Below are 24,869 nucleotides of genomic sequence, written 5' to 3'. Positions count from 1 at the left end.
TTTTTCACCACTGTGGTGTTTTGGATGTTTTTTTTGTTGTTTAATCTTCATACATACCTCTCTCCCTACGGGGCTCCTACGACGAGCTCGCGGATGGCAGTGTGTCCGCGCGCTTGCTGGTGGCGGCCGACGGCGCGGCCTCGCCGCTGCGCGCGATGGCCGGCATCGGCACGCGCGGACGCGACTACCACCAGCGCGGCGTGGTGGCGCATGTGCGCACCGAACGACCCCACGCAAACACAGCCTGGCAGCGCTTCCTGCCCACCGGTCCGCTGGCTCTGCTGCCGCTGGCCGACGGGCGCTGCTCGATCGTGTGGTCGCTGCCGGAAGACGAAGCCGCGCGCGTGCTGGCGCTGGACGAGGCTGCGTTCTGCGACGCCGTGGGCGTGGCCAGCGACTTTCGCCTGGGACGGGTTATCGGTACCGGCGCGCGAGCCGCGTTCCCGCTGCAGTTGAAGCTGGCCGAACGCTATGACGGCGAGCGCTTCGTGCTGCTCGGCGACGCGGCACACGCGGTGCATCCGTTGGCCGGGCAGGGCGTGAACCTCGGCCTGCGCGACGTGATCGAGCTGCGTGACACGCTGGTGACCGCGCGCGCCCAAGGACGCGACATCGCTGCGCCGCACGTGCTGCGCCGTTATGCGCGGCGCCGCCGTAGCGCCGACACGCTGGACGCGCTCGGCTTCGATGCCCTGGCGCGCATCTACGCGTGGCAGGCGCCGCCGCTGGTTGCCGCGCGCGGCCTCGGCGTGCGCCTGCTCGATCGCCTGACTCCGCTCAAGCAACGGCTTGGCGACCATGCCGCCGGACGTTGATTTTCTCCCTGCCAAGCTCACCGGAGTACCTGCCATGCGCCTGCTTCGTCTCGCTTCGCTGCTGATTCTTTCGCTCGGCTCGTTCGCTGCCCAGGCGGCGATGGTGCACAAGACCGTTACCTGGACCAAGGACGGCACCACCTTCCGCAGCGTGCTGGTCTACGACAACGCGGTAGCCGCCAAACGCCCCGGCCTGGTGATGGTGCCGAACTGGTATGGCGTGAATGCGATGGCCGTGAAGAAAGCCGAGATGATCGCCGGCAAGCAGTACGTGATCCTGGTCACCGACCTCTATGGCGAAGGCGTGCGGCCGGCCAACAACGATCAGGCCCAGGCGGCCACCAAGCCGCTGTATGGCAATCGACCGTTACTGCGCCAGCGCATGATCACCGCCCTGGCCCAGCTCAAGGCGCAGGCCAAGGGCGCGCCGATCGACCTTGAGCACCTGGCCGCGATCGGCTTCTGCTTCGGCGGCACCGCCGTGCTCGACCTGGCGCGCAGTGGCGCGGACGTCGCGGCCGTGGTTTCTTTCCACGGCGGCCTCAGCACCGACGATCCCGCGCTGGCCAAGCAGATCAAGGCACGCGTGCTGGTGATGAACGGCGCCGACGACAAGGGCACCATGCCCGACGCGCCGGCCTTCATGGACGAGATGCGCGCCAGCCCCGCCGACTGGCAGTTCGTCGTGCTCGGCCACGCCGTGCATTGCTTCACCGAGACCGACCAGCACAGTCCCGGCTGCATGTACGACGCCCGCGCCGCCGCCCGCAGCTACCGGTTGATGCACGACTGGCTGGACCACGCCTTCGCCGGCACCGACTGATCCGGAGCGACACCCGGCGCCAAACGGGCAAGCCGCCAAAGGGAAGGAGGTACGCAGGATGCAGCAGCTGTCGATGAGAGCCTGGGTCGCGTCGCTGGTGACGGCGGGTGTCCTGCTCGGTGTCGTCGTGGGCGGCCTCGGAGCCTTTTACCTCATGAGCGGGAGCGGCGGGCGGATCCTGGCTGCGTTCATGGCGCATCACGCATTGATCGATGCGCAAGAGCACCTGAGTCTTGCCCGCCAGTTGGCGCAGGGGGATTCGGCTGCGCTGCGTCAGCGAGTCCAGCTTCTGTTGGGCGCGGACCTGCCCGTGCTGCAGTCCTCCTGCAGTAATCGCGATGCGGTCGATCAGGAGAGCGCCTGCTCGCTCCTGCGTGCGGATGTGCAGTACCTGCAGGCACACCCCTTGGCTACGAGAAACACCGCTTTCGAGGCGATGCTGCAAAGTGCGCTGGAGGACGGGGACGAACAGCCGCCCCCCAGCATCGCCCTCCCGACGTCGCACCCGTAGATCGATCGGCTGCGCCACGCCGGGCGCAGCCGCATCTGGATGGGGACTCACACCTGCATCGACGGCGGCCGATCCTTCGCGTCGCGCCCGAACGCAGGGTTCGGCGTGCGGCCCATGGTGAAGGCGAGTGTGCCGCCCTTGGCCAGCTCGACGTGGCTGATCCAGCTCCGGGTCCACGGCTGGCCGTTCCAGGTCACCGACTGGATGTACGGCGTGTCGGTGCTATTGCCGATGGTTTCGATCACCAGCGTGCGATTGCCGCCGAGCGCGAGTTCGGCGCGGTCCAGCAGCGGGCTGCCGAACACGTAGTTCGTGCTGACCGGGTCGACCGCGTACAGGCCCAGTGCGCCGAGCACGTACCAGGCGCTCATCTGGCCGCAGTCCTCGTTGCCGGCCAGGCCGTCGGGCTGGTCGGCGTACATCGTCTGCAGCAGCATGCGCACGCGCGCCTGGGTCTTGTGATGCGCGCCGGTGTAGGCATAGAGGTAGGCCACGTGATGGCTGGGCTCGTTGCCGTGGGCGTACTGGCCGACGAGTCCGGCGACGTCCGGCGGGGTGTCGCCGACCTGGGTGGAGTCGGTGGTGAACAGCGCATCGAGCTTGCGCTCGAACGCCGCGTCGCCGCCGAACATGCCGATGTAGTGATGCAGGTCGTGCTGGTTGAGGAAGGTGGCCTGCCACGCGTTGGATTCGGTGAAGTCGCGCCAGCGCGAGCTGTGGCCCACCGCGCGCGGATCGAACGGCTCGAGCCACTGACCGTTCTCGCCGCGCGGGCGCACGAAGCCGAGCTTGGCGTCGAACACGTGCGCGTAGTTGCGCGAACGCTCGCGCAGCGCCTTCGCATCGTCGTGCGCGCCGGCGGCATCGGCGATATGCGCCACGGCCCAGTCGTCGTACGTGTATTCCAGCGTCTTGCTCACCGCCTCCCAGTCTTTGTCGCTGGGGATGTAACCGAGCTTGCGGTAGTACGGCAGACCGCGGTAATCGTCGTCCATCGCGCGCTTGCGGAACAGCGGCCAGGCCTTGGCGACGTCGATGCCGTCGAAGCCCTTGGTGATCGCCTCGGCCACGACCGAGGCCGAGTGGTAGCCGATCATGCAGGCGGTCTCCACGCCTTGCAGCGGCCATACCGGCGGGCCGTCCGGGCTCTCGGCGGCCATGCGGATCAGGCCGTTGACGAGGTCGGGCACGCGCTCGGGCTGCACCAGGGTGAGTAGGGGATGCAGCGCGCGATAGGTGTCCCACAGCGAATAGGTGCTGTAGTTGTGCGACCCCGACGGCAGCGTGTGCACGGCCAGATCCATGCCGCGGTAGCGGCCGTCGACGTCGCTGAACAGCGTGGGCGCCAACATGGTGTGGTAGAGCGCGGTGTAGAAGGTGCGCCGCGTCGCATCGGAGCCGGTGTCGATGTGGATGCGGCCCAGCTCGTGCTCCCATTCGGCCAGCGCGGCGTCGCGGGTGGCGTCGAAGTCCCAGCCCGGTGACTCGGCTTCCAGGTTGCGCAGCGCGCCGTCGATGTCCACGCCGGACAGGCCCACCTTCACCAGCAGTGGTGCACTGGCGATGTCGTCGATGTGCAGTGCGGCCTTCAGGTGATCGCCGCGCGCTTCGCTGGCGTCGCCCAGCGCGGCGTCCTCGCGGTACAGCGTGGCGTGCGTGAACGGGCGCGAGAGCTTCATGGCGAAATGCATCTGTCGACCGTTCGCCCACTGGTGCACGTGGCGGCTGCCGACCAGAGTGTCGTTGCCGACCACCCGCAGCAGCGCATCGGAGACTTTGGCCGGCTCGTCGCCGTCGTGGAAGCCGTGCGCGAGATCGACCAGCAGATGGCCCGCGCCCGCGCCATGGAAGGTGTAGCGATGCAGGCCGGTGCGCGCGGTGGCGGTGAGTTCGGCGAGGATGTCGTGGTCGGTGAGATGCACCCGGTAGTAGCCCGGCCGCGCCTGCTCGCTGGCGCGATCGTAGCGCGAGCGATAGCCCGGTCCCGGTGTGATCGTCGCGTCGACCGGCGGTTGCTGCACACCCTTCGGCGGCATGCCGTCGAACTGCGAGCGGTAATTCACCTCGGGCCGGCCGCGCGCGCCCGGGTCGAGCCGCACCGGTCCCTGCGCCGGCATCACCAGCACGTCGAGCATGTCGCTGGCGCCGGTACCGCTCAGGTGCGTGTGCGAGAAGCCCATGATCGAGCCATCGCCCTGGTGGTAGCCCGAGCAGGCGTCCCAGCCCTGGTCGTGGGTGTCGGGGCTGAGCTGCACCATGCCGAACGGCCGGGTGGCGCCAGGGAAGGTGTGGCCGTGGCCGCCGGTGCCGATGAATACGTCCACGTAGCGCGCCAGTCCGCCCGTGAGGGAGCCGTCGGCCGGCTCCCGCTGGCGGGCGGCGGACAGCGCGGCGGCGAGCGGCGAGGCCGGTGCCAGGCGCGTGCCCAGCAGGGTGAGGGCGGCGGCGGAACCTTGCAGGAAGCGGCGACGGGTAACCATGGCGTTCTCTCTGTCGATACGTTCGGGGAGCGGGATCAGGGCTTCAGCAGGTGCGGACGATGGGCGGCCAGTGCGACGATCAGCTCACCGAACAGGCTGTTGGCCCAGGCGAACCAGCGTCGGGTGTACTTGGCCGGGTCGTCCTGGTCGAAGGCCTCGTGCATGAAGCCGGTGCCGGCGTGGGTGGCCTTGAGCCAGCGCAGGCACTGGGCGATCTCGGCATCGCTGTCGCTGGTCAACGCGCGCATGGTGATCGACATCGGCCAGATCATGCGCAGGCCCTGGTGCGGTCCGCCGATGCCGCTCGCGGCACGGCCGCTGAAGAAGTACGGATTGCGCGCGCTCCAGGCCTGCGCGCGGGTGCGCCGGTAGCGCGCATCCTCGCGCGGGCAGGCGCCGAGGTAGGCAAGGCTGGACAGGCTGGGCGAATTCGCGTCGTCCATGAACAACTGGTTGCCGAAACCGTCCACCTCGTAGGCCCACATTTCGCCGCCATCGCCGGCCATCGGCGCATAGCGATGCAGCGCCTGTTCCACCTCGTCGGCCAGCGCGCGGCAGTCGACAGCGAAGGGGCTGTCGCGGTGGATCGCCTCGCTCATCGTCGCCAGCTGGCGCAGCGAGGTCACGGCAAAGAAATTGGACGGCACCGACAGCGGATACAGGCAGGCATCGTCCGAGGGCCGGAACATCGAGTGGATCAAGCCCACCGGCCGCGCCGGGTTGCCGTAGCCGCCGAGCGGCGGATTCTCCGCCGCGTTCTCCGACAGGCGCTGGAAACGGTACGGCCCGCGCCCCTCCTTGCGCTGCTGCACACGGAAGGTGGCGAGCACGCGGCGCATGGCCGCGCGCCAGTCGTCGTCGAACGGCGCGCTGTCGCCGCTGGCCTGCCAGTAGCCGTGGGACAGGCGGATCGGCCAGCACAGCGAGTCGATCTCCCATTTGCGCTCGGCCACGCCGGGGCGCATGTCGGTGTCGTCGTGCAACGCCCAGCTCAGCGCGGCACGGCTGCGCGGATCGGGCAGGAAGGCGTTGGCGTAGGGGTCGATGGTGATGCAGCGTGCCTGGCGGTGGATCAGGCCGCGGTAGAGCCGCTGCAGCGCCGCGTCCTCGCGCACCAGCGGCAGGTAGGGCCACACCTGGGCGGCGGAATCGCGCAGCCACATCGCGTCGATATCGCCGGTGACGATGAAGGCATCCGGGCAGCCGTCCAGCGTGTCCAGGTGCACCGTGGTGTCCAGCGTGTTCGGGTAGCAGTTGGTGAACAGCCAGGCCAGCTCCGGATCGCCGATGACCGACACGGTCTGCGCCAGCTGCCGCTCCACTGCGGCGCTGGTGAACAGGCGTTTGGCCGGTGGCGGGCGCTGGCTGAGGTACCGCTGCCTGGCGGCATCGTCGGCACGGGCGAAGCCGATGCCCGCGGCCAGTGCGCCCGCCGCGCTGCCGGCGAGCTTGAGCAGGGTGCGGCGGGTAATCGTCATGGGGTGGGTCCGGGTGAGGTGGTCGCGTCGACCAGGGAGCGTAGATGCATCGCCCGTCGCAAGGTGTCGAGCGCTTCGCGCGACTGCACCTGCACGCGCACCGGTTCGCCGGGCAGCAGGTCGATGCCGTTGTCCGACAGCGTCGCGTCGCGGTCGCCGAAGTCTATCCACACGGCACGCGCGAATTGCTTCGCCTCGAGCTCGACCGTGAGGCCGTGAGCATCGCGTTGCAACGAGACATGGATATCTGGCGATGGCAGCGTGAGCGCCGCCGCGCGGTCGAAATACAGCAGATGCCGCGAGAGGGTCTGGCCGTCTGCGATCAGCTCGAACACCGCCAGCGTGCGGTGCGGGTTGGCGCCGCGCAGCAGCGCGGCATCGGCAAGGTCGTCAACACGGGTGCTGGCCAGCGGCGGCAGCGTCACCGCACGCGTAGTGTCCGCAACCACCGTCCCGTCCATGCCGATCACCCGCATGCGCAGTTGCGCGGCCAGCGGCTCAGTACGGTCGGATACCAGGAACACCGCGGTGCGACCGTGCTGGCGCAGCGGCACCACTCGCACCGGCGCGTAGAACTGCCGCGCGCGGAACTGCAGCGCCTTCCAGCGCCCATCCACGTCGATGCTCGACCACGACGCCCCCGGCCACACGTCGTTGAGCTGCCAATACAGCGCGCCCATGCTGCGCGGCCGCGTGCTACGCAGATGGTCCACCGCCAGCTCGATGCCGTCGGCCTGCATCACCTGGCTGAGGTAGGCGAACGATGCGAAATCCTTCGGCTCGCCGTAGCCACGGCGCACGTACAGCAGCAGGCGCTGGTTACCGTTGCCGTGATCGAATTTCTGGTGCGCGCGCAGCACCGGCGAATCGATCGCCAGGTCCTGCGGCGCGGCGAACGTATGGATCGTCGCCATCACCGGCAGCGACTGCAGGCCGAATTCCGACTGGAAGCGCGGCGTGCTCTTGAGGTAATCCTCCACCGGCGCCGAACCGCCCCACACGTCCCAGACGTGGGCGTCGCCGCTGTCCGGGCTGTTGGCCGGCGCACCGCCTTCGCTTTCCGGCGAGCCCGGCCAGTACGGCACGTCGGGATCGAGCTGTGAGGCGACTTCGCGGAGGGTGTCGTCGAACAGCGCGTGCATGCCTTGTTCGATGCGCGCACTCGCGGCGGCGCCGATGCGCTTGCGAAAATCCTGCCTGTCACCCCAGCTCTCCCAGCTGGTCTGCACCTCGTTGTTGCCCGACCACAGCACGATCGAGGGATGGTCGCGCAGCCGCGTCACCTGTTCGATCGCCTCCTGCTTCACGTTGGCGCGGAACGCCGCGTCCGGGGGCGGGATCGCGCCGCCGAACATGAAGTCCTGCCAGACCATCAGGCCGCGGCGGTCGGCCATGGCGTAGAACGCATCGGGCAGGTACGTGCCGCCGCCCCACACGCGCAGCATGTTCATGTGCGCTTCGCGCGTGTCGTCCAACAGGCGGCGCATGCGTTCCACGGTAGTGCGCGAGAGCAGCGCGTCGAACGGCACCAGGTTGGCGCCCTTGGCGAACACGGGGACGCCGTTGACGACGAAGGCGAAGCTGTGGCCCCAGCGGTCGGGGGTGCGGCGCAGTTCGATCGAGCGCAAGCCGATCTCGCGCTTCGTCTGGGCCACTACGCGACTGCCGACGGCGATCTCGGCCGATACCTCGTACAAGTTCGGCGCGCCATAGCCAGCCGGCCACCAGCGCTGCGGATGGTCGATAGTCAGCGGCAAGTCGATCTGTTGCGATCCGGCGACGAGCTGCACCTCGCGCGCGGCCGTGCCTTCGCGGCCGTCCGGTGCGCGCCAGTGAACGGCGAGTCGGGCCGGCCCCGCCGCATCGGCGCGCACGGTGAAGCTGGCCTGCAACTGCGCGCGGTCGGCGTCGACGTGGGTCTGCGCTACGTGGACATCCTCCAGGCGCCAGCCGCTCCAGGCCTCCAGCCGCGCGTCCTGCCAGATGCCCTGGGTGACGATGCGCGGCCCCCAGTCCCAGCCGAACTGGTAGGCCGCCTTGCGCACATAGTTCGCCACCTGGCGACCGGGCGGCTCTTCGCCGAACGCGGAATCGAACTCGCCCGGCAAGGCGTAGGGCTGCTTCGCCAGCCATGGCTGCAAGCGGGTGATCGGCGAATGGAAGGTCACCTGCAGCACGTGTTCGCCTGCGCTCAGCACACCGTCGAGCGGCACGCGCCAGCGGCGGAACATGTTGTCGGCGTGCAGCACTGGCCGGCCGTCGAGCGTGACCTCGGCCAGGGTGTCCAGCCCATCGAACACGAGGTCGAGATGGCGCTGGCGCAGCAGCGCGGCATCGGCGCTGAAGCGAAGGCGGTATTGCCAGTCGGCCAGCCCGGCCCACTGCACCTTCGCCTCGTTGTCGCGCCAGTCCGGATCGGGCAACTGCCCCAGCGCAAGCAGGCTGGATTGGACGCTGCCGGGAACCTGGGCCGGCTGCCACGCGGCGGCCGCGGGATGCGCACGGGCGGCTGCGGCGTCGGGAGCCAGCCGGAACGCCCAGCCCCGGTCCAGCAGCACGGTTCGAGGCATCGCGTCGCCTGCGTTGGCCACCAGGCCGTGCAGGAGCAGGGCCAGGGCGCAGGCGCAGCAGCGGATGCCGGGAGAGGAGGGCAGTCGACGCATCGGACCGCCAAGCTGCCAGCCCACAACGGCACTGGCAAGCGATGAAAGTCACGCCGGGGCGGATTGGCCGTGCGCTTTCAGGACCGGGTGCGCTGCCCGTGCAGTGGAGACACGGGCGTTCGCACTCAGGCGGTCGCTCGCTCCACCGTGTTGCGGCCGGCGCGCTTGGCGCGGTAGAGCGCGGCATCGGCGCGGGCCACCAGGTCCTGCGGGCGCTCGTGCGGCAGCAGCGTGGCCACACCGATGCTCGCGGTCAGGTGCAGCGTACCGCTGCCGTGCAGCAGGGCGGTGGCGGCGATCGCTGCGCGCATCCGCTCGGCCACCGGCATCGCCGTCTCCATGTCGGCGTGCACCAGAATGATCATGATTTCCTCGCCGCCGTAACGCCCGACGTGGTCGATGCTGCGGCAGCAGTCGCTCACGATGGTGGCGACGCCGCGCAGGGCATCGTCGCCGGCCAGGTGGCCATGGCGGTCGTTGAGTGCCTTGAACGCGTCCAGATCGAGCATGACGATCGACAGCGGGACACCCCGTTGCCGGGCGGCGGCGTACTCGTGTTCGAGTTGATGCATCAGGGCGCGACGGTTGAGCAGACCGGTGAGTTCGTCGGTGCTGGCCAGTCGTCGCAACTGTTCGTTGGCCGCCTGCAGTTCGCTGGTACGTTCGCGCACCAGCCGGCCCAGCTCGGCAGCGCGCCGATGCAGGTAACGCGTGCGCAGCTGCATCACCCCCAGCAGCAGCGCGATCGCCAGCAGCGCGAGCGCGGCGCGGACCCAGCCGCGCTCCCACCACAGCGGCGCGATGGACAGCGGCAGCGCCGTTTCCACCGCGCGTGCGTGAAGGCCGGGAATGGTCGCTCGCACGCGCAGCAGGTAATCGCCACCAGGCAGGTTGGTGTAGATCGTGCCCGGGCGCGATCCTGCTTCCATCGTGGTCCAGCGCTGGTCGAAGCCGTCCAGCCGATAGCTGTAGCGCACGTCGGCGCTTGCGGTGAAGTCGAGCAGGGCGAAACGGATACGCAGCGCATGGGTGTCGCCCGGGAGGGTCAGCGCATGGCCGGGGGTGGGCAGGCGGGCGAACGGGATGGCGCGCTCGTCGGCGGTGATCGCGGTGATCGCCAGCGGCGCGTCGAGCCGGCCGGCTTCGACCGGTGCGTCGGGCTCGATGACGGCCAGGCCGTCGAGGCCACCGAACATCAGCTCGCCATCCGGGCCGGTTGCCGCCGTACGGTGGTTGTAGAAGCGCGCAGCGAGGCCGTCGCGCAGCCCCAGCGTGCGGATGACGCCAGATGCCGGGTCGAGCACCGACAGCCCATCCGCCGTGGCGGCCCACAGGCGCCCGTGCGTGTCCGGCAGGACCGCCGCGACATTGTCGCTGCCCAGGCCGTCGCGGGCGCGCACGGTCGTGAAGCGACGAGTGCCGGCCGCCACCGTCAGCGGTGTGCGGGCCAGCCCGCCGTAAGTGCCGATCCACACTTGATCGCCCACCGGCACGATCGAGCCGAGATAGTTCTGCGGCAGGCTGGTGGCGTCGCCGGGCACGTTGCGCCAGGTCTCGAACGCATCGCTGTCGGCGGACAGAATGCCCAGGCCGTTGGTGGTGGCGATCCAGGCTCGGCCATCGGGCATCGGCACGATGTTGCGCACCTGATCGTCGGGCAGGCTGTGCGGGTCGCCCGCCACGTGCCGGTAGACCCGCACGTGGCGGTTCGCGTCGATCCGATAGAGCCCGTCGTAGGCGCCGGCCATCAGCGTGTGCTGGTACATCGCCAGCGCGAGTATGGGCTTGCCGTCCAGGCCATCGACCGGATAGGCGGACACCGCCAGCGTGGCGGGGTCGATGGTCACCAGTCCGCGCGCGCCGGCAACGATGCGGCCATCGTCCAGCTGGGCGATCGCGCGGATGTCCTGATCGGCCTGATGGCCGGGCAGTTCCAGCGTGCGGATGCTTCCATGCGCAGGGTCCACCGCTGCCACGTGACCGCGATTGAAGCCCAGCCAGACGATACCGTCGCGATCGGTGAACACGCTGCGCACGTTCTGGTCGATCTGCGCTCCCTGCGAACCGAACAGCGCGCGGCCGTCCAGCGTGTGCACGATCGACGGGCGAGTGTCGCAACGCGAGGCGGTCGATTCGGTGGCCGCCCACAATCCGCCGGAGCGGTCCAGAAACAGCGCGCGCACGATGTCGCCGCCGAGCGAGCTGGGCCGGCCCGGGTCGTGGCGCAGCGCACTGGTTTCCCCGGTGCGTGGATCGAAGAGGGCGATGCCTATGCCGTCGGTGGCGATCCACAGCCGCCCGTCCGGCGCGGGCAGGATGTCCCGCACGGTGCGCCGCTGGATCGCCGGACTGACGGCGCCCAGGTTCGTCGGCAGGCGGATCTTTCCGTGGGGGCCGAGCGCTGCCACGCCCGCCGAGCCGGTGCCGACCCAGAGTACGCCGGCGGCATCCTCGCGCAGCGCCCAGATGTCGCTGGACAGCATCGCCCGCGCGGCGGCGTCGCCACGTTCCACCCGTTTGAATGCCGCGGCGCCGGGGCGCCCCACGTACAGCCCGTGCGCGGTGCCCGCCCACACGTTGCCGGAGCGATCCTGCAGCACCGAGAACAGCGTGTCGGTGGGTGCGCCCGCCGGCCGCTCCAGCGTCCGCAGATCCGCGCGCAGATGGATCAAGCCGCTCTGCGCGGCGATCCAGAAGCCGCCGGCGTGGTCCGGCGCCAACGCGTAGACGCGCGCGCCGGTGCCGTGTGCGGGCGAAGCGTCCAATCGCAGGAATCGGTTGCTGGCCGGGTCGAAATGCACAACGCCGCCGCTGGTGGTCGCCACCAGCACGCCGCCGTCCGGCGTGGCGGCCAGCGCGCGGACGTAGTTGTCCGGCAGGCCGCGGTCGTCGTCGGCCTGGCGGAACACCTGGGTGCGGTAGCCGTCGTAGCGCACCAGGCCGCCGAAGGTGCCGATCCACAACGCGCCATCGTCGGCCTGGGCGAAACTGGTAGTGGTGGCGTGGGGCAGGCCGCCGGCCACGGTGAGCTGCTCGAAAGCGATCTCGCGCCAGCGGTCCCACGGCGACCCCTGGCTGCCCGCGGCAAACGCCGGCGCCAGGCATAGCAGCCCGGTCATCAGCATCCACCAGCCGCGCCACCGTCTGCGCAAACCGGCGGCCGCCCACGCGGGGGCACTCGGGACGGCGGCGCGGATGCGGTCGGACAAAGCCATGCGGGGCGGCCTGGAAGCGCGCCGGCGCAGGGAGGCCGGCTCGCCGCGCATTCTAAAGGCAGGCCGCCGACGCTACGACCGGGCGCTCAGTGATTGCGTGCCACGGAGTAGTCGGCCAGCGCCAGCAGCGCGTCGCGATGCGCCGAGGCGGGCAGGACGTCCAGCGCAGCGTGGGCAGCGCGGGCGTGCTGCTCGGCGCGTGCGCGGGTGCGCTCCAGCGCACCGGAGTCGCGGATCGAGGCGATGATGCGGTCCAGCGAATCCAGCCCGCCGTGCTCGATGGCGTGGCGCAGCGACTGCGCCTGTTCCGCGCTGGCGCTCTTCAGCGCGTAGATCAGCGGCAACGTCGGCTTGCCCTCGGCGAGGTCGTCGCCGATGTTCTTGCCCAGCGTTCCGGCGTCGCTGACGTAGTCGAGCAGGTCGTCGGCGATCTGGAACGCGTAGCCCAGTTCCATCCCGTAGCTGCGCAGCGCCGTGACCTGCTCCTGCGGCAGGCCACCGAGCAGGCCGCCGAGCTCGGTGGCCGCAGCGAACAGCACCGCGGTCTTGCGCTCGATCACCGCCAGGTACGCCGCCTCGTCCACGTCGGCGTTGCCGATGTTGAGCAGCTGCAGCACCTCGCCCTCGGCGATGGTGTTGGTGGTGTCGGCGAGGATGCGCATGATCCGCATGTCGTCCAGTTCCACCATCAGCTGGAACGAGCGCGAGTAGAGAAAGTCGCCCACCAGCACGCTGGCCGCGTTGCCCCACAGCGCGTTGGCGGTCTTGCGGCCGCGGCGAAGGTCCGATTCGTCCACCACGTCGTCGTGCAGCAGCGTGGAGGTGTGGATGAATTCCACGATCGCGGCGAGCTTGATGTGCTTGTCCCCCGCGTAGCCGGCCGCCCGGGCCGCCAGCACGTGCAGCATCGGTCGCAACCTTTTGCCGCCGCCGGCGATGATGTGCTCGGCAATCTGGTTGATCAGCACCACGTCGGAGGCGAGCCGGGTGCGGATCAGCGTGTCGACGCGCTGCATGTCGCCGGCGGCCAGCTCGCGTACGCGGGTGAAGTCGTCGGGGCGGGAGGCGTCAGCGGGCATCGGGTTCTTTTGTCGTGGGAGTAGCCAGCGCACGATTATAGGGTTTGCGCGGCATCGGGCGCGCCCGCGTGCCAGCGCGACATGCCGCCGCAACGGCGCGGCACCGCCGCTTCGTATACTTGCCCGATGACTTTGTCCTGCCCCGTCGCGCCGTGAGCGCGCTTTCCCCGCTCGAACGCCGCAGCGCGCTGACCCTGGCCTGCGTGATCAGCCTGCGCTTGTTCGGCTTGTTCCTGATCATGCCGGTGTTCTCGGTGTACGCGAAGACGCTGCCGGATGCCACGCCGCTGCTGATCGGGATGGCTCTGGGCGTGTACGGGCTGGGCCAGATGTGTCTGCAGTTGCCGCTGGGCCTGCTGTCCGACCGCATCGGTCGCAAGCCGGCGATCAGCATGGGCCTGGGCGTGTTCGCCGCAGGCGGGCTGGTGGCGGCGATGTCGCACACGCTGACCGGCATTGTCATCGGCCGTGCCTTGCAGGGCATGGGCGCGGTGGCCGGCGCCGGTACCGCGCTGGCCGCCGACCTCACCCGCGAGGAAAACCGCAGCAAGGTGATGGGCATCATCGGCGTGTCGATCGGCATGGCGTTCCTGCTGGCGTTGATCCTGGGCCCGCCGCTGGAGGCCGTCGACGGGCTGCCGGGCCTGTTCGCCGCCACCTCCGTCCTCGCCCTGCTGGCGCTGGCGCTGCTGTGGTTGATCGTGCCTACGCCCGAGCGCGCGCGGGCGCCGGCGGCCACTACCTTCAGTGGCGTGGCGGCGATGCTGCGCGACCGCCGTCTGCTGGTGCTCAACGGTTCGGTGTTCTTCCTGCATCTATTGCTCACGGCCAGCTTCGTCGGCCTGCCGCTGCTGCTGGTGGACACGCTGCACCTGCCGGTGAGCCGGCATTGGGAGCTGTACCTGCCGGTGATGGCGATCGCCGCCTTCGTGATGGGCGCCAGCCTGCATCACATGAAGGAGATCGCGCAGAGCCTGCGCATCGTGATGGTGTGCATCGTGGTGATCGGCGTGGCGCTGCTGGGCTTTGCGCTGGGCGGCGATCACATCGCCCTGCTGGGCGTGGCGGCGGCGATGTTCTTCTCCGGCTTCAACCTGCTCGAGGCGGCGCTGCCCAGCCTGGTGTCGCGTCTGGCCCCGGCGACGCTGCGCGGCGCGGCGATGGGCGCGTATTCCACCAGCCAGTTCATGGGCGCCTTTGTTGGCGGGGCGGTCGGTGGCGTCGCACTGGGCCGGCTCGGGCCGTCCGGCGTATTCGCCTGCGCCGCCGCGCTGACCCTGCTGTGGCTGCCGCTGGTAATGCTGGGCGCGCGGCGCATTGCCGGCATGGATGCAGCCGCTCCGCCGACGCTCGATTGCAATGGGGCCGACCCGGCCCAATGATGGGCGCCTGCGGCCGGTTTCGGCCGCGCCAGGGAGGCCTGCATGGCTCACGAGCTCATCGCGCTGATCGCGCAGTACGGATTGCTGGTGGTGTTTTTCAACGTGCTGGTCGAACAGGCCGGTGCGCCCGTGCCGGCCGTACCCACGTTGATCGTCGCCGGCGCGCTGGCGGCCAGTGACCGGCTGCTGCTGCCGGGCGTGGTGCTGGCTGCGCTGGCCGCCTGCCTGCTCAGCGACACGGCGTGGTATCTCGCCGGCCGGCGCTTCGGTGCGGGCGTGATGCGCACGCTGTGCCGCATTTCGCTGTCGCCCGATTCCTGCGTGAAGCAGTCCGAGCTGCGCTTCGAGCGCTGGCGTGGACGCATGCTGCTGGTCGCCAAGTTCGTGCCGGGACTGTCCACCGTGGCGCCGCCGCTGGTCGGCGCCATGGGGCTGCGCGCGGGCGCGTTCGTGCTGCTCGACGGGCTCGGCTCGCTGCTGTGGGCCGGGGCAGCGGTCGGGCTGGGCTACGCCTTCGCCGACGAGGTCGACCGCGTGCTGGCGGCAATCGAGCGGGCTGGCACGGTGGCGCTGGAGGCGCTGTTCGCCCTGCTGCTGCTGTACATCGCGGCCAAATGGTGGCAGCGCCATCGCCTGCTGACGGCGCTGCGCATGGCGCGCATCTCGGTGGACGAACTGAACGAGGCGATCGCCGCCGGCCAGAATCCGGTGGTGGTGGACGTGCGCTCGTCCGCCTCGCGCCTGCTCGACGGGCGAGTGATCCCTGGCGCCTTGCTGGCCGATCTCGAAGGCGTGCACGTGGCGCTGGCCGACGTGCCGCGTGACCGCGAGCTGGTGATCTATTGCAGCTGTCCCAACGAGGTGTCCGCCGCCAAGGCCGCGCAGCTGCTGATGTCGCTGGGCTATCGCCACGTGCGCCCGCTACAGGGCGGGCTCGATGCCTGGGATGCCGCCGGCTACACGCTGGAGCACCTGCCCGGCGCGGCGCCCGCCGGCCGCGGCGGAGCGCTGGTCGCCCCCTCGCTGCGGGTTTGATCCAGCTCGCCTTGGCTGGGTACGGCGTGCGCCAGAATCCCGCGGCAGGCTGTCGGTAGCCTGCGGGGCCGGCGCCGGGTGCGCCGGAGGGTTGTCCTGCGGAGTACGGGGTGAAAGCCAGACGCCGGGTGTTGCGGGGCGCGTTCGTCGGAGCGGTGCTCGTGTTCGCTGTCGGAGGCGCGGTAACCGCCTGGGCGGTACTGCGCACGCGTGCCGACGCCCAGGCCATCCGCGACAGCCAGTTCCGCAAGGCCAGCGAGCAGTTGCGTCAGCAGGTGGCGTTGCGGCTTACCTTGCCGGCCTACGGCCTGGGCGGCCTGCGCGGGATGGTGCTGGCGATGCAGCGCCAGCCGGCGCCGGATGAGTTCCGCCGCGCGGTGCTGACGCGCGACCTGCCGCACGACTTCCCCGGCGTGTACGGCTTCGGCTTCATCGAGCCGGTATCGCGCGGCGAGCGCGACGCGTTCATCGCGCGCATGCAGCGGTGGTACGTGCGGCCCTTCACGCTGCGCACGGTCGGCACGCCCGAGCAGATGTACGTGATCCGCTCGATCGAGCCGATCGAGCGCAATGCGGCGGCACTGGGTCTGGACGTGGCTTCCGAAGCGGTACGTCGCGAGGCCGTGCGGCGCGCCGTGGCCGATCGGGCATTCGCCGTCACCGGGCCGATCCACCTGCTGCAGGGCACCGGTGTCGAGTTCGGCGCGCTGTATTTCCTGCCGGTGTATCGCGATGCCTCCCCAGGCGACCTGCTGGGCCTGGTCTACGCCGCGGTGGATTACGCCAGCATGCTCGAGGCGCAAGGTAGCGACGAACGGCTGGTGGATTTCACCCTGGCCGACGTCACCGCGGCGGCCCCGGTGATGGTGTATCCCATCGCAACCCGCACGGCGGCGAGTTACCCGTCCCGCTACGAGCGGCAGGCCGAGGTGAACGTGGGCGGACGACGACTGCGCCTGGTCATGCGCAGCATGCCGGTGTTCGACGCGGCGGTCGCGAACGACGCGGCCCAGGCGAGTCGGTTGGGCGTCGCCGGTGGTCTGCTCAGCCTGCTGATGGCGGTGGTCGCCTGGCTGCTGCTGGCCGGACGGCAGCGTGCGATCGACCTGACGCGTTCGATGACCCTGGAGCTCGACCGCCTGGCTATGGTGGCGCGCCTCACTACCGACGCGGTGGTGATCGCCGGCACCGATGGCCGCGTCGCGTGGAGCAACCCCGCCTTCGCCCGACTGATCGACCACTTGCCAGGCGACGTGCAGGGCCAGCTGCTGTGCCCGTTGCTGGGTGAGCAGCCAGGCGCAGATGACGCTTGCGCCACGGTACGGCGCGCCGTGCAGGAGCTGGCCTCGTTCCAGGGCGAGGTGTCGATGCGCAATCGCCGCGGCGAGCCGCTGTGGGTGGAGCTGGAAGTGCAGCGCATGCATGCCCGCGATGGGCGACTCACCGGGTTCATCGTGATCCTGGCCGACATCACTGCGCGACGCGCCATGCAGGACGCTTTGCAGGAAAGCCGTGCCTTCCTCCAACGCACGGGTGACGTCGCCGGTGTCGGTGGCTGGCGGATCGACCTGGCCACGCGCGCGATCACCTGGTCGGAGCAGGCGCGGCGCATCGTGGACATGCCTGCCGGCTATGTGCCGGCGCCGGGTGGCGCGCTGGCGCTGTTTGCCGAGGGCGACCGCACGCGCCTGCAGGTTGCCATGGATCGCGCCAGCGCCGGTGGCCAAGGATGGGATATGGAGCTGCCTTGCGTCACCTACGCCGGCCGCGCCATCTGGGTGCGCACGCTAGGTGAGGCGGAGGTGGAACAGGGTAAGCCAGTGCGCCTCACCGGCACGTTGCAGGACATCACCCGTCGCAAGCGCGCCGAACTGGCGCTGGCGGAGAACCGCGAGCTGCTGCGGGTCACGCTGCACTCGATTGGCGACGCGGTGATCACCACCGACGCGCAGGCCTACATCACCTGGATCAATCCTGCCGCGGCCACTCTCACCGGCTGGCAAGTCGGCGAAGCGGTGGGGCGCCCGATCGGCGAGGTGCTGCACCTGGTCAGCGAGGAAACCGGACACGCCGCCGGCAACCCGGTGTACACGGCGCTGGCGGAGGGGCGCGTCGTGGGGCTGGCGCACAACACGGTGCTGGTCGCGCGCGACGGGCGGCAAGTGGGCATCGCCGACTCCGCCGCGCCGATCCGCGACGACGAGGGCGTGCTGCGCGGTGCGGTGATGGTGTTCCACGATGTGACCGAGGCGCGCGCGCTGAGCCGCGAAATATCACACCAGGCCCGCCACGACGCGCTCACCGGGTTGCCCAACCGCGCCGAGTACAAGGAGCGCCTGCTGCGCTTCCTGCGTCGCGCTGCCGATGAGGGTGTGTGCGGCGCCGTGCTGTTCGTCGACCTGGATCACTTCAAGATCATCAACGACACCTGCGGCCACCACGCCGGTGACGAGGTATTGATGCAGCTGGCCGCATTGATGCGTGCCTGCGTGCGCCGGCACGACACGGTCGCGCGGCTGGGTGGCGACGAGTTCGCGATCCTGCTGGAAGAATGCACGCGCGAGCAGGGCGAGCGCATCGCGCAGGCCATCTGCGACGCCGCGGACGACTATCGCTATGTCACCGGCACCGAGCAGAGCTTCCGCGTCGGCACCAGCATCGGCCTGGTGCCGATCGAGGGCGGCACGCAGGCGCTCGATGCGGTGATGCGTGCGGCCGACATTGCCTGCTACATCGCCAAGTCCGGCGGCCGGGGACGTTTCCACACCTGGGCGGCGCAGGACGCCTCAGTGCAGGCGCAGGCCGGCGACGCCGCCTGGGGTGCTCGCATCGAGAGGGCGCTGGACCACCATGGGTTCCTGCTCTACGCCCAGCGCATCCAGCCGCTCTCCGAGCGTGCCAATGGCCACGGCTGGCATGCCGAGGTGCTGCTGCGACTGGCCGATGACGATGGTACGCCGGTGTCGCCCGCCGCCTTCATGCCCGCGGCGGAGCGTTATCAGTTGGCCAGCCGCATCGATCGCTGGGTGGTGCAGAGCGTGTTCGACCTGTTGTCGGACTGGCACCAGCGCGTGGACATGCCGGCGATGCTGTCGCTCAACCTGTCCGGCCAGTCGATCGGCGATCGCGCGTTCCACGATTTCGTCGACGGCCTGATCGTGCGCGCGCGCTTCGACGTGCGCCGGCTGTGCTTCGAGATCACCGAAACGGCCGCGATCACCAACCTGGCCGATGCGCGGGCGTTCCTGGAGGCCATGCGGCGGCGAGGCATCCGCATTGCGCTGGACGACTTTGGCGCTGGCGTCGCCTCGTTTGGCTACCTCAAGCACCTGAGCGTGGACTACCTCAAGATCGATGGCCAGTTCGTGCTCGGCCTGGCCAGCGATCCGCTCGACCAGGTGTCCGTGCGCAGCTTCTGCGAGGTGGCCCGCGTGCTGGGCATCCAGACTATCGCCGAATGCGTGGAGCGCGAGGAGTTGATGGCGATCGTCGCCACCTTCCCGGTCGACTTCGCGCAGGGCTACCTGATCCACCGCCCCGAGCCGCTGGCTCGATTGTTCGGCATGACCACGCCCGCCGACGAATGATGCGGCGCCGTCAGGGAATAGAGCAGCGCCCATCCAGTGGCGCCTGCCGCGCCTGCATCATCTCAGCCGGCCTGGCGGGACGCTCGTCCGTAGGGTTGAACTCGATCCGCGCGCGCACGTTATCGCCGTTACTGGCGTGCACGTTGGCCAGACCCACGAAGCGCAGCAGCGAGCGGCTGCGCGCGTCGTAGGCCACGTCGATGTGCGGCAGGGCGAAGCCGATCCAGCTAGCCAGGCTCAGGCGGTACTGGCGGGCGGGGCGTCCTTCCACGACGGCGTCCTCCACCCGCTTGACGCTGAACTTCAGCGTGCCCAGCCGGCTCGGGATCACGAACGGCACCGTGTCCGACTCGCCGCGGCCCAGGCGATCCCAGTGACTGCGGATGTAGGCGTCGAAGCCGGCGTCGATCACCGGCAGCGGCGTGGTATCCAATGGCTTGCTGCGCTCGGCGGCCGTGGTGTTGGCGCGCACGAACACCACGCGCTGGTCGCCCACGCGCCGCACGCCCTCGCGATAGCCGGTACGGCCATCCACCAGCTCGAAGTCCGGCGCCTGGGCGTGGCCGTCGTCGTGCAGCAGCTTGCGGGCAAACGCGCGCCCGTCCGGGCAGCGGTACAGCACCAGTCGCGCCGGCCCTTGCGCATCGTCGAACAGCCAGTGCGACTCGCGGTACATCACGTGGCCGTCACCGGTGGCGTAGGCCGTGCCTTCGAGCTGGCGAATGCCGGCATCGGGCGTGGGCGTTTGGGCGGCAGCGAGGCCGGTGCCGGCAAGCAGCAGGGTCAGCGCGGCCGCACGGGTGGCCGGCGACAGGGCGGTGGTCACGCGCATTCTCCTTGCCGGAAACGGGATGCCCAGCCGCCAGCGGCGTCGGGCAGACCCCGGTATGTACGGGCGCAGCACGGCGGCGGATGCGGCCCGGCGCGGTCGCGGGCACGCCGAAAGGGGAGCGGCCGGCTATGATAGGCAGTCCGTCGGGCGCGGCTACCGCCAGCCGCCCGGCTACACCAGACCGTCGGCCGGCGATGCGCGCGCCGGCCCAGCAAAGCGAGGTAGTCCCATGGCACGCGGTATCAACAAGGTCATCCTGGTCGGCAATCTGGGCGCGGACCCGGAAGTGCGCTACACCTCCAGCGGCACGGCGATCACCTCGCTCAGCGTGGCCACCTCCGAGAGCTGGACCGACAAGCAGAGCGGCGAAAAGCAGGAGCGCACCGAGTGGCACCGCGTGAAGCTGTTCGGCCGCCTGGCCGAGATCGCCGGCGAATACCTGAAGAAGGGCCGCCAGATCTACATCGAAGGCTCGCTGCGCACCGACAAGTACACTGACAAGCAGGGCGTGGAGCGCTACAGCACCGACATCGTGGCCAGCGAGATGCAGATGCTCGGCGGCGGCGGTGAAGGCGGCGGCATGGGCGGCGGTGGCGGTGGTGGCGGCTACCAGCAGCGCGGCCAGGGCGGCGGTGGTGGCGGCCGTTCGGGCGGTGGTGGCAACCGCGGCGGCGGCGACTACAACCGCGGCGGCAACGACATGCCGCGCCAGGCACCCGCGCCGGCCGACACCGGCGGCTTCGACGACGACGACATCCCGTTCTGATCGAAACGGTCAGGCCTCGACAAAAAGCCCGCAGCGATGCGGGCTTTTTGCTTGTGCGGAGTCGGTGTGGATCAGGGCTGGCCGATCACCAGCACGGTGAAGCTGTCCGGCAGCATCTCCGGCCAGCCGCGGGCGTTCTTCTTGGCGCCCGGCGTGGCGGCGGAGAGGTAGAGGCGGTGGGTCTGCGGATCGAGCGTCATGGTGCGCGCGCTCTTCTGCGTGGGAACGGTGGCGGCGACGGTGTAGTGGTCGGCGTCGTCTTCGTGCACGGCGGTGATCGTGCCGCTCTGTCCGTTGGAACTGTAGATCGTGCCGGTGGCCGGGTCGAAGGCCGCCGCGTCGGGGCCGTTGCCGATTGCCACCGTGGCGACCTGCTTGCCGGTTTCAGCATCGGTCACCGCCATGATGCGGTTGTCGCACACCGAGAACAGGCGATGGTGCGCGTTGTCCAGCGCCAGTCCGCTGGGCGACTCGCACGGCGCCAGCGACCAGGTATGCAGCACGGCGTTGCTGTGCGAGTCGAGTTCGACCAGCTCGGCCTTGTCCTCGATGTTCACGTAGACGTGGCCGGCGCCATCGGCCTGGGCGAACTCCGGCTTGCCGGGCAGAGCGATGGTGGCGATCACCGCGCGCTTGGCCGGGTCGATCACGCTGGCCGAGGCGCTGCGGCCGTTGAAGGTGAACACGTGGTGCGAGGCGGAGTCGTAGAGGATCGCGTCCGGGTTCTGGCCGGTGCCGGCAACGGTGCCCAGCGGCTTGAGCGTGGCCAGGTCGAACACCGTCACCGAGGCGCTCGCGCCGTTGCTGGTGAAGCCTTGCCCGAGATCGTCGGCGACGGCGGCGCCGTGCACGCCGGCAGTATTGGCGATGGTGCCGACTGGCTTGCCGTTGGCCAGGTCCACCACTACCACGCGGTCGCCGCGGCTGACGAACAGATGCCGGTGCGGTGCATCCACGGAGAGGTAATCCCAGCCGCCGTGGCCGCCCAGCGGCCAGCGGTCGATCACTTTCAACGGAGCCGCACCGCCGGCGTGCGCGGGAGCGAACGGCGCCAGCAGCAGGGCGAGTGCGAGAGGCAGGGCCGAGCGCAGCGGTGGCTTCATGGTGGTTCCCTTACGGTGGGTGAGGTGAGCGTGGAGGCGATCAGGCCGCGGCACGGCGATGCCGGCGCAGCACGGCATACAGCACCGGCATCACCAGCAACACCAGCGGAAGTTGCAACAGCATGCCGGCGATGATGGCCACCGCCAGCGGCTGCTGCATCTGCGAGCCCTGGCCGATCGCCAGCGCCAGCGGCAGCAGGGTCAGGATGGCGGCGAGGGTGGACATCAGGATCGGCCGCGTACGGTGCTGGCCGGCGCGACTCAGCGCATCGTGCAGCGGCAGCTCGCGCTGCGCCTCGTCGTCGTCGGCCTGCTGCAGCTCGGAGAAATAAAAGATCGCCACCTCGGTGACGATGCCCACGATCATCGTCATGCCCATCATCGAGGAGATGTTGAGCTCGATGCCGGTCAGCCACAGCCCGATGAACACCGCCGGCAGCGCCAGCAGCGGCATGGCCAGGATCGCCAGCGCCACGCGGAAACTCTCGTACAGGAACAGCAGCAGGGTAAACACCAGCGCGATCGCCGCCACCATCACGATGGTGAGCCCGCGGAAAGCCTGCTGCTGCTGCTGATAGAGGCCGCCGAGCTGATAGAACATGCCTTTCGGCAGTACGCCGGGTTTGGCCAGCGCGGCCTTCACGTCGGCGATCGCCGAGCCCAGGCTGCGGCCGCTGATGCGTCCAGTCACCGCGACCATGCGTTTGAGGTTGTCGCGGGTGATCTGCGGCTGGCCCTGCACCGGCGTCAGCGTGGCCACCTGCGACAGCGGCAGCAGGTGGCCGTCGGCGGCGCGGATCGGCAGCGACGCGATCTGGTCAAGACGCCTGCGTGCGCTCTCGGGAATGCGCACGCGCACGCCGACCAGCTTGCCGCCGGTGGGCAGACGCGCGGCCACGGTGCCGTCGATCGCTGCGTTCACCTGATCGACCACGCCCACCGGATCGAGCCCCAGCAGACCCGCACGGGCCGGATCGACATGGATGTCCAGCGCGTCGCCGGCCGGGTTGATGCCGTCGCGTACGCCGACCACGCCGTTGATCTTGTCGACCAACGCGGCCACCTTGCCGGCGGTGGCGCCGAGCTGCTTGGGATCGTCGCCGTACAGCTGCACCTCGATCGGCTGCGGCACCGCCACCAGGTCGCCGATCAGGTCTTCCATCAGCTGCGCCAGTTCCACGTCCAGCCCCGGCACCTGCGCTTCCACCTTGCTGCGCACTTGCTCCATCACCTGCTCGGTGCTGGGTCGCGGACCGCTCTTCAAGCGCACGAAGAAGTCGCCCTCGTTGGCCTCGGTGAGGCCACCGCCGAGCTGCAGGCCGGTGCGCCGCGAGTAGGTGTCCACATAGGGATTGGCGCGGATGATCGCTTCCACCTGACGTAGCAGGCGATCGGTTTCCGCCAGCGAAGTGCCCGGGTCGGAGCGGTAGTCGAGGATGAAGCCGCCCTCGTCCATGCTCGGCATGAAGCCGGTGCCCACTCGCGTGTAGGCAAAGCCGCCGACCACCAGCAAAGGCACCACCAGCCACAGGATCAGCAGCGGCCGCTTCAGCCACGCCTGCAGCGTGCGCTCGTAGCCGGCCATCATGCGCCGGGTGAAGCGCCCGGGAGGATGCTCGGCGCGGTGACGCTTGTCGAGCAGGCGTTCGGCCAGCAGCGGCACGGCGATCCAGGTCAGCAGGTAGGAAATGATCAGCGCGCTGGCCATGGTCAGCGACAGCGCCTTGAAGAACGCGCCGGTGACGCCGGAGAGAAACGCCAGCGGCAGGAAGATCACCACCGTGGCCGCGCTGGAGCCGGTCAGCGGGCGAGTGAACTCCCAGGCCGCGCCGGCGATGCGCGCGTGCGTCTGCTCGTCGCCGCTGTCGCTGCCGAGCCTGCGCATGATGTGTTCGAGCATCACGATCACGTCGTCGATGATCAGGCCCACCGCGGCGGCCATGCCGCCCAGCGACATCATGTTGAAGCTCATGCCCAGCACGCGCAGCAGCAGTACGGTGATCGCCAGCACGGCGGGCACCACGATCAGCGCGATGAAGATCACCCGCGTGTTGCGCAGGAACGCGAACAGCACCAGCCCGGCCAGCGCGATGCCGATCAGGATCGCGTCGCGCACGCTGCCGGCGGCGTGGGTCACCAGCTGGGTCTGGTCGTACCAGTTGGCCAGGTTCACCCCGGCCGGCATCTGCGGCGCGAAGTCGGCCAGGTGCTGCTTCACCTCGCGGGCGATCTGCACGCTGTTGCCGTCGGGCTGCTGGTAGACCTGCAACAGCACCGCGTTCTGGCCGTCGGCGTTGACCTTGATCCACTGCGGCACGTGATCGAGCCGGATCGTCGCCACGTCGCGCAGGCGCACCATGCCGTCCGGCGTGGCGCGCAGCACGATGTCGCCCAGCGCGGCGATCGTCCGCGGCTGGTTGTCCGCCAGCAGCAGGTACAGCTTGTAGTGGTCGGACACGCGGCCCATCGCGTCGACGGTGGCGGCGCGGGTCACGGCCTGGCTGACGTCGGCGAGGCTGAGGCCGAACGCGCGCAGCTTGGCCGGATCGACGTCGGCGTGGAACTCGGCCACCTCGCCGCCCTGCACGCCTACCTGCGCCACGCCGTTGATGCCGCTCAGCAGCGGACGCAGCTGGTACTCGGCCAGGTCATGCAGGGCGGTGGGCGAGAGCGTGTGCGAGCGCAGGCTGTAGGCCAGTACCGGGAAGGTGGTGGGGTCCATCCGCCGCGTTTCGAGCGCGGTGCCGGCCGGCAGTTGCGGCAGGATCTGCCCGGCGGCGGCGTTCACCTCCTGCAGTGCGGCGGCCATGTCCGCGCCCCAGTCGAAGGTGACCGCGATCTCGGCGCTGCCGCGGCTGGTGGTGGAACGCACGTCGCGCACGCCGCGCACGCGGCGCACCGCTTCCTCTACCGGCGTAGTCACCTCGATCGCCATCTGGTCGGCCGGGCGGTCGCCCGCGTCCAGCGTTACCTGCACGCGCGGAAACGCGACGTTGGGAAAAAGCGCCACCGGCATCAGGAACGCGCTGGCGATGCCACCGAGCGCCAGCATTAGGGCGAGAAACAGCAGCGAGCGCCGGTGCCGTTGCATCCACAGCGA

General features: G+C 69.8%; 14 protein-coding genes and 1 pseudogene. 7 read left to right on the top strand and 8 right to left on the bottom strand.

Annotated elements, in window-relative coordinates; all coding sequences use genetic code 11:
- Positions 1-83: 83 nt before the first annotated feature.
- The 3 genes and pseudogenes from ACTHJF_RS08755 to ACTHJF_RS08745 all read left to right on the top strand — a co-directional run.
- Positions 84-815, top strand: a pseudogene (locus tag ACTHJF_RS08755) (FAD-dependent monooxygenase); the annotation flags it as partial.
- Positions 816-849: 34 nt separating this feature from the next.
- Positions 850-1,638 carry a dienelactone hydrolase family protein gene (locus ACTHJF_RS08750; RefSeq protein ID WP_440266767.1) on the top strand — a complete coding sequence of 263 codons (789 nt, stop codon included), beginning with the start codon at positions 850-852 and terminating at the stop codon, positions 1,636-1,638.
- Positions 1,639-1,696: 58 nt separating this feature from the next.
- Entirely contained in the window at positions 1,697-2,149 is a 453-nt protein-coding gene (locus ACTHJF_RS08745; RefSeq protein WP_440266766.1) for a hypothetical protein, read from the top strand.
- A 47-nt stretch (positions 2,150-2,196) separates the two neighbouring features.
- Here the strand turns inward: ACTHJF_RS08745 and ACTHJF_RS08740 are convergent, their stop codons facing one another.
- The 5 genes from ACTHJF_RS08740 to ACTHJF_RS08720 all read right to left on the bottom strand — a co-directional run bounded on the left by ACTHJF_RS08740 (position 2,197) and on the right by ACTHJF_RS08720 (position 13,064).
- Entirely contained in the window at positions 2,197-4,629 is a 2,433-nt protein-coding gene (locus ACTHJF_RS08740; RefSeq protein ID WP_440266765.1) for a GH92 family glycosyl hydrolase, read from the bottom strand.
- Positions 4,630-4,664: 35 nt separating this feature from the next.
- Complete coding sequence (locus tag ACTHJF_RS08735; RefSeq protein ID WP_440266764.1) at positions 4,665-6,107, bottom strand: glycoside hydrolase family 125 protein; 1,443 nt, start codon at positions 6,105-6,107, stop codon at positions 4,665-4,667.
- Positions 6,104-8,770: a beta-mannosidase gene (locus ACTHJF_RS08730; RefSeq protein WP_440266763.1), complete on the bottom strand. Its 2,667-nt coding sequence runs from the start codon at positions 8,768-8,770 to the stop codon at positions 6,104-6,106. The genes ACTHJF_RS08735 and ACTHJF_RS08730 overlap by 4 nt, the downstream gene beginning before the upstream one ends.
- Positions 8,771-8,895: 125 nt before the next feature.
- Positions 8,896-11,889, bottom strand: coding sequence for a diguanylate cyclase (locus ACTHJF_RS08725; protein ID WP_440266762.1), 2,994 nt, complete (start codon positions 11,887-11,889; stop codon positions 8,896-8,898).
- Between the two features lie 182 nt (positions 11,890-12,071).
- Entirely contained in the window at positions 12,072-13,064 is a 993-nt protein-coding gene (locus tag ACTHJF_RS08720) for a polyprenyl synthetase family protein (protein ID WP_440266761.1), read from the bottom strand.
- Between the two features lie 152 nt (positions 13,065-13,216).
- On the opposite strand from ACTHJF_RS08720, the gene ACTHJF_RS08715 reads away from it, so the two are divergent.
- From ACTHJF_RS08715 to ACTHJF_RS08705, 3 genes are all read left to right on the top strand, one after another.
- A complete protein-coding gene (locus ACTHJF_RS08715; RefSeq protein ID WP_440266760.1) occupies positions 13,217-14,446 on the top strand; it encodes an MFS transporter in 1,230 nt (409 codons plus the stop codon).
- A gap of 42 nt (positions 14,447-14,488) precedes the next feature.
- On the top strand, positions 14,489-15,481 hold the full coding sequence (locus ACTHJF_RS08710) for a DedA family protein/thiosulfate sulfurtransferase GlpE (protein WP_440266759.1): 993 nt from the start codon (positions 14,489-14,491) through the stop codon (positions 15,479-15,481).
- Positions 15,482-15,642: 161 nt separating this feature from the next.
- On the top strand, positions 15,643-19,068 hold the full coding sequence (locus tag ACTHJF_RS08705) for an EAL domain-containing protein (RefSeq protein WP_440266758.1): 3,426 nt from the start codon (positions 15,643-15,645) through the stop codon (positions 19,066-19,068).
- 10 nt (positions 19,069-19,078) lie between these two features.
- On the opposite strand, the gene ACTHJF_RS08700 is transcribed toward ACTHJF_RS08705, so the two are convergent.
- Complete coding sequence (locus ACTHJF_RS08700; protein WP_440266757.1) at positions 19,079-19,894, bottom strand: hypothetical protein; 816 nt, start codon at positions 19,892-19,894, stop codon at positions 19,079-19,081.
- A gap of 235 nt (positions 19,895-20,129) precedes the next feature.
- On the opposite strand from ACTHJF_RS08700, the gene ssb reads away from it, so the two are divergent.
- Positions 20,130-20,666 (top strand): single-stranded DNA-binding protein, encoded by a 537-nt coding sequence (gene ssb / locus ACTHJF_RS08695; RefSeq protein WP_440266756.1) that lies wholly within the window; start codon positions 20,130-20,132, stop codon positions 20,664-20,666.
- Positions 20,667-20,737: 71 nt separating this feature from the next.
- On the opposite strand, the gene ACTHJF_RS08690 is transcribed toward ssb, so the two are convergent.
- Both ACTHJF_RS08690 and ACTHJF_RS08685 read right to left on the bottom strand, forming a co-directional pair.
- Positions 20,738-21,769 carry a YncE family protein gene (locus ACTHJF_RS08690; RefSeq protein WP_440266755.1) on the bottom strand — a complete coding sequence of 344 codons (1,032 nt, stop codon included), beginning with the start codon at positions 21,767-21,769 and terminating at the stop codon, positions 20,738-20,740.
- 40 nt (positions 21,770-21,809) lie between these two features.
- The gene (locus tag ACTHJF_RS08685) at positions 21,810-24,860 is read right to left on the bottom strand and encodes an efflux RND transporter permease subunit (RefSeq protein WP_440266772.1); all 3,051 of its coding nucleotides are present in this window, start codon (positions 24,858-24,860) and stop codon (positions 21,810-21,812) included.
- Between the last annotated feature and the right edge of the window lie 9 nt (positions 24,861-24,869).

Origin of the sequence: Dyella sp., assembly GCF_051962475.1 — a bacterium.
Lineage (GTDB): Bacteria > Pseudomonadota > Gammaproteobacteria > Xanthomonadales > Rhodanobacteraceae > Dyella_A.
This window is presented reverse-complemented; position numbering and strand designations above follow the sequence as displayed.

Coding starts and splice junctions, on each gene's coding strand:
- ACTHJF_RS08750 (WP_440266767.1), top strand. CDS start 850: ATGCGCCTGCTTCGTCTCGCTTCGCTGCTGATTCTTTCGCTCGGCTCG.
- ACTHJF_RS08745 (WP_440266766.1), top strand. CDS start 1,697: ATGCAGCAGCTGTCGATGAGAGCCTGGGTCGCGTCGCTGGTGACGGCG.
- ACTHJF_RS08740 (WP_440266765.1), bottom strand. CDS start 4,629: ATGGTTACCCGTCGCCGCTTCCTGCAAGGTTCCGCCGCCGCCCTCACC.
- ACTHJF_RS08735 (WP_440266764.1), bottom strand. CDS start 6,107: ATGACGATTACCCGCCGCACCCTGCTCAAGCTCGCCGGCAGCGCGGCG.
- ACTHJF_RS08730 (WP_440266763.1), bottom strand. CDS start 8,770: ATGCGTCGACTGCCCTCCTCTCCCGGCATCCGCTGCTGCGCCTGCGCC.
- ACTHJF_RS08725 (WP_440266762.1), bottom strand. CDS start 11,889: ATGACCGGGCTGCTATGCCTGGCGCCGGCGTTTGCCGCGGGCAGCCAG.
- ACTHJF_RS08720 (WP_440266761.1), bottom strand. CDS start 13,064: ATGCCCGCTGACGCCTCCCGCCCCGACGACTTCACCCGCGTACGCGAG.
- ACTHJF_RS08710 (WP_440266759.1), top strand. CDS start 14,489: ATGGCTCACGAGCTCATCGCGCTGATCGCGCAGTACGGATTGCTGGTG.
- ssb (WP_440266756.1), top strand. CDS start 20,130: ATGGCACGCGGTATCAACAAGGTCATCCTGGTCGGCAATCTGGGCGCG.
- ACTHJF_RS08690 (WP_440266755.1), bottom strand. CDS start 21,769: ATGAAGCCACCGCTGCGCTCGGCCCTGCCTCTCGCACTCGCCCTGCTG.
- ACTHJF_RS08685 (WP_440266772.1), bottom strand. CDS start 24,860: ATGCAACGGCACCGGCGCTCGCTGCTGTTTCTCGCCCTAATGCTGGCG.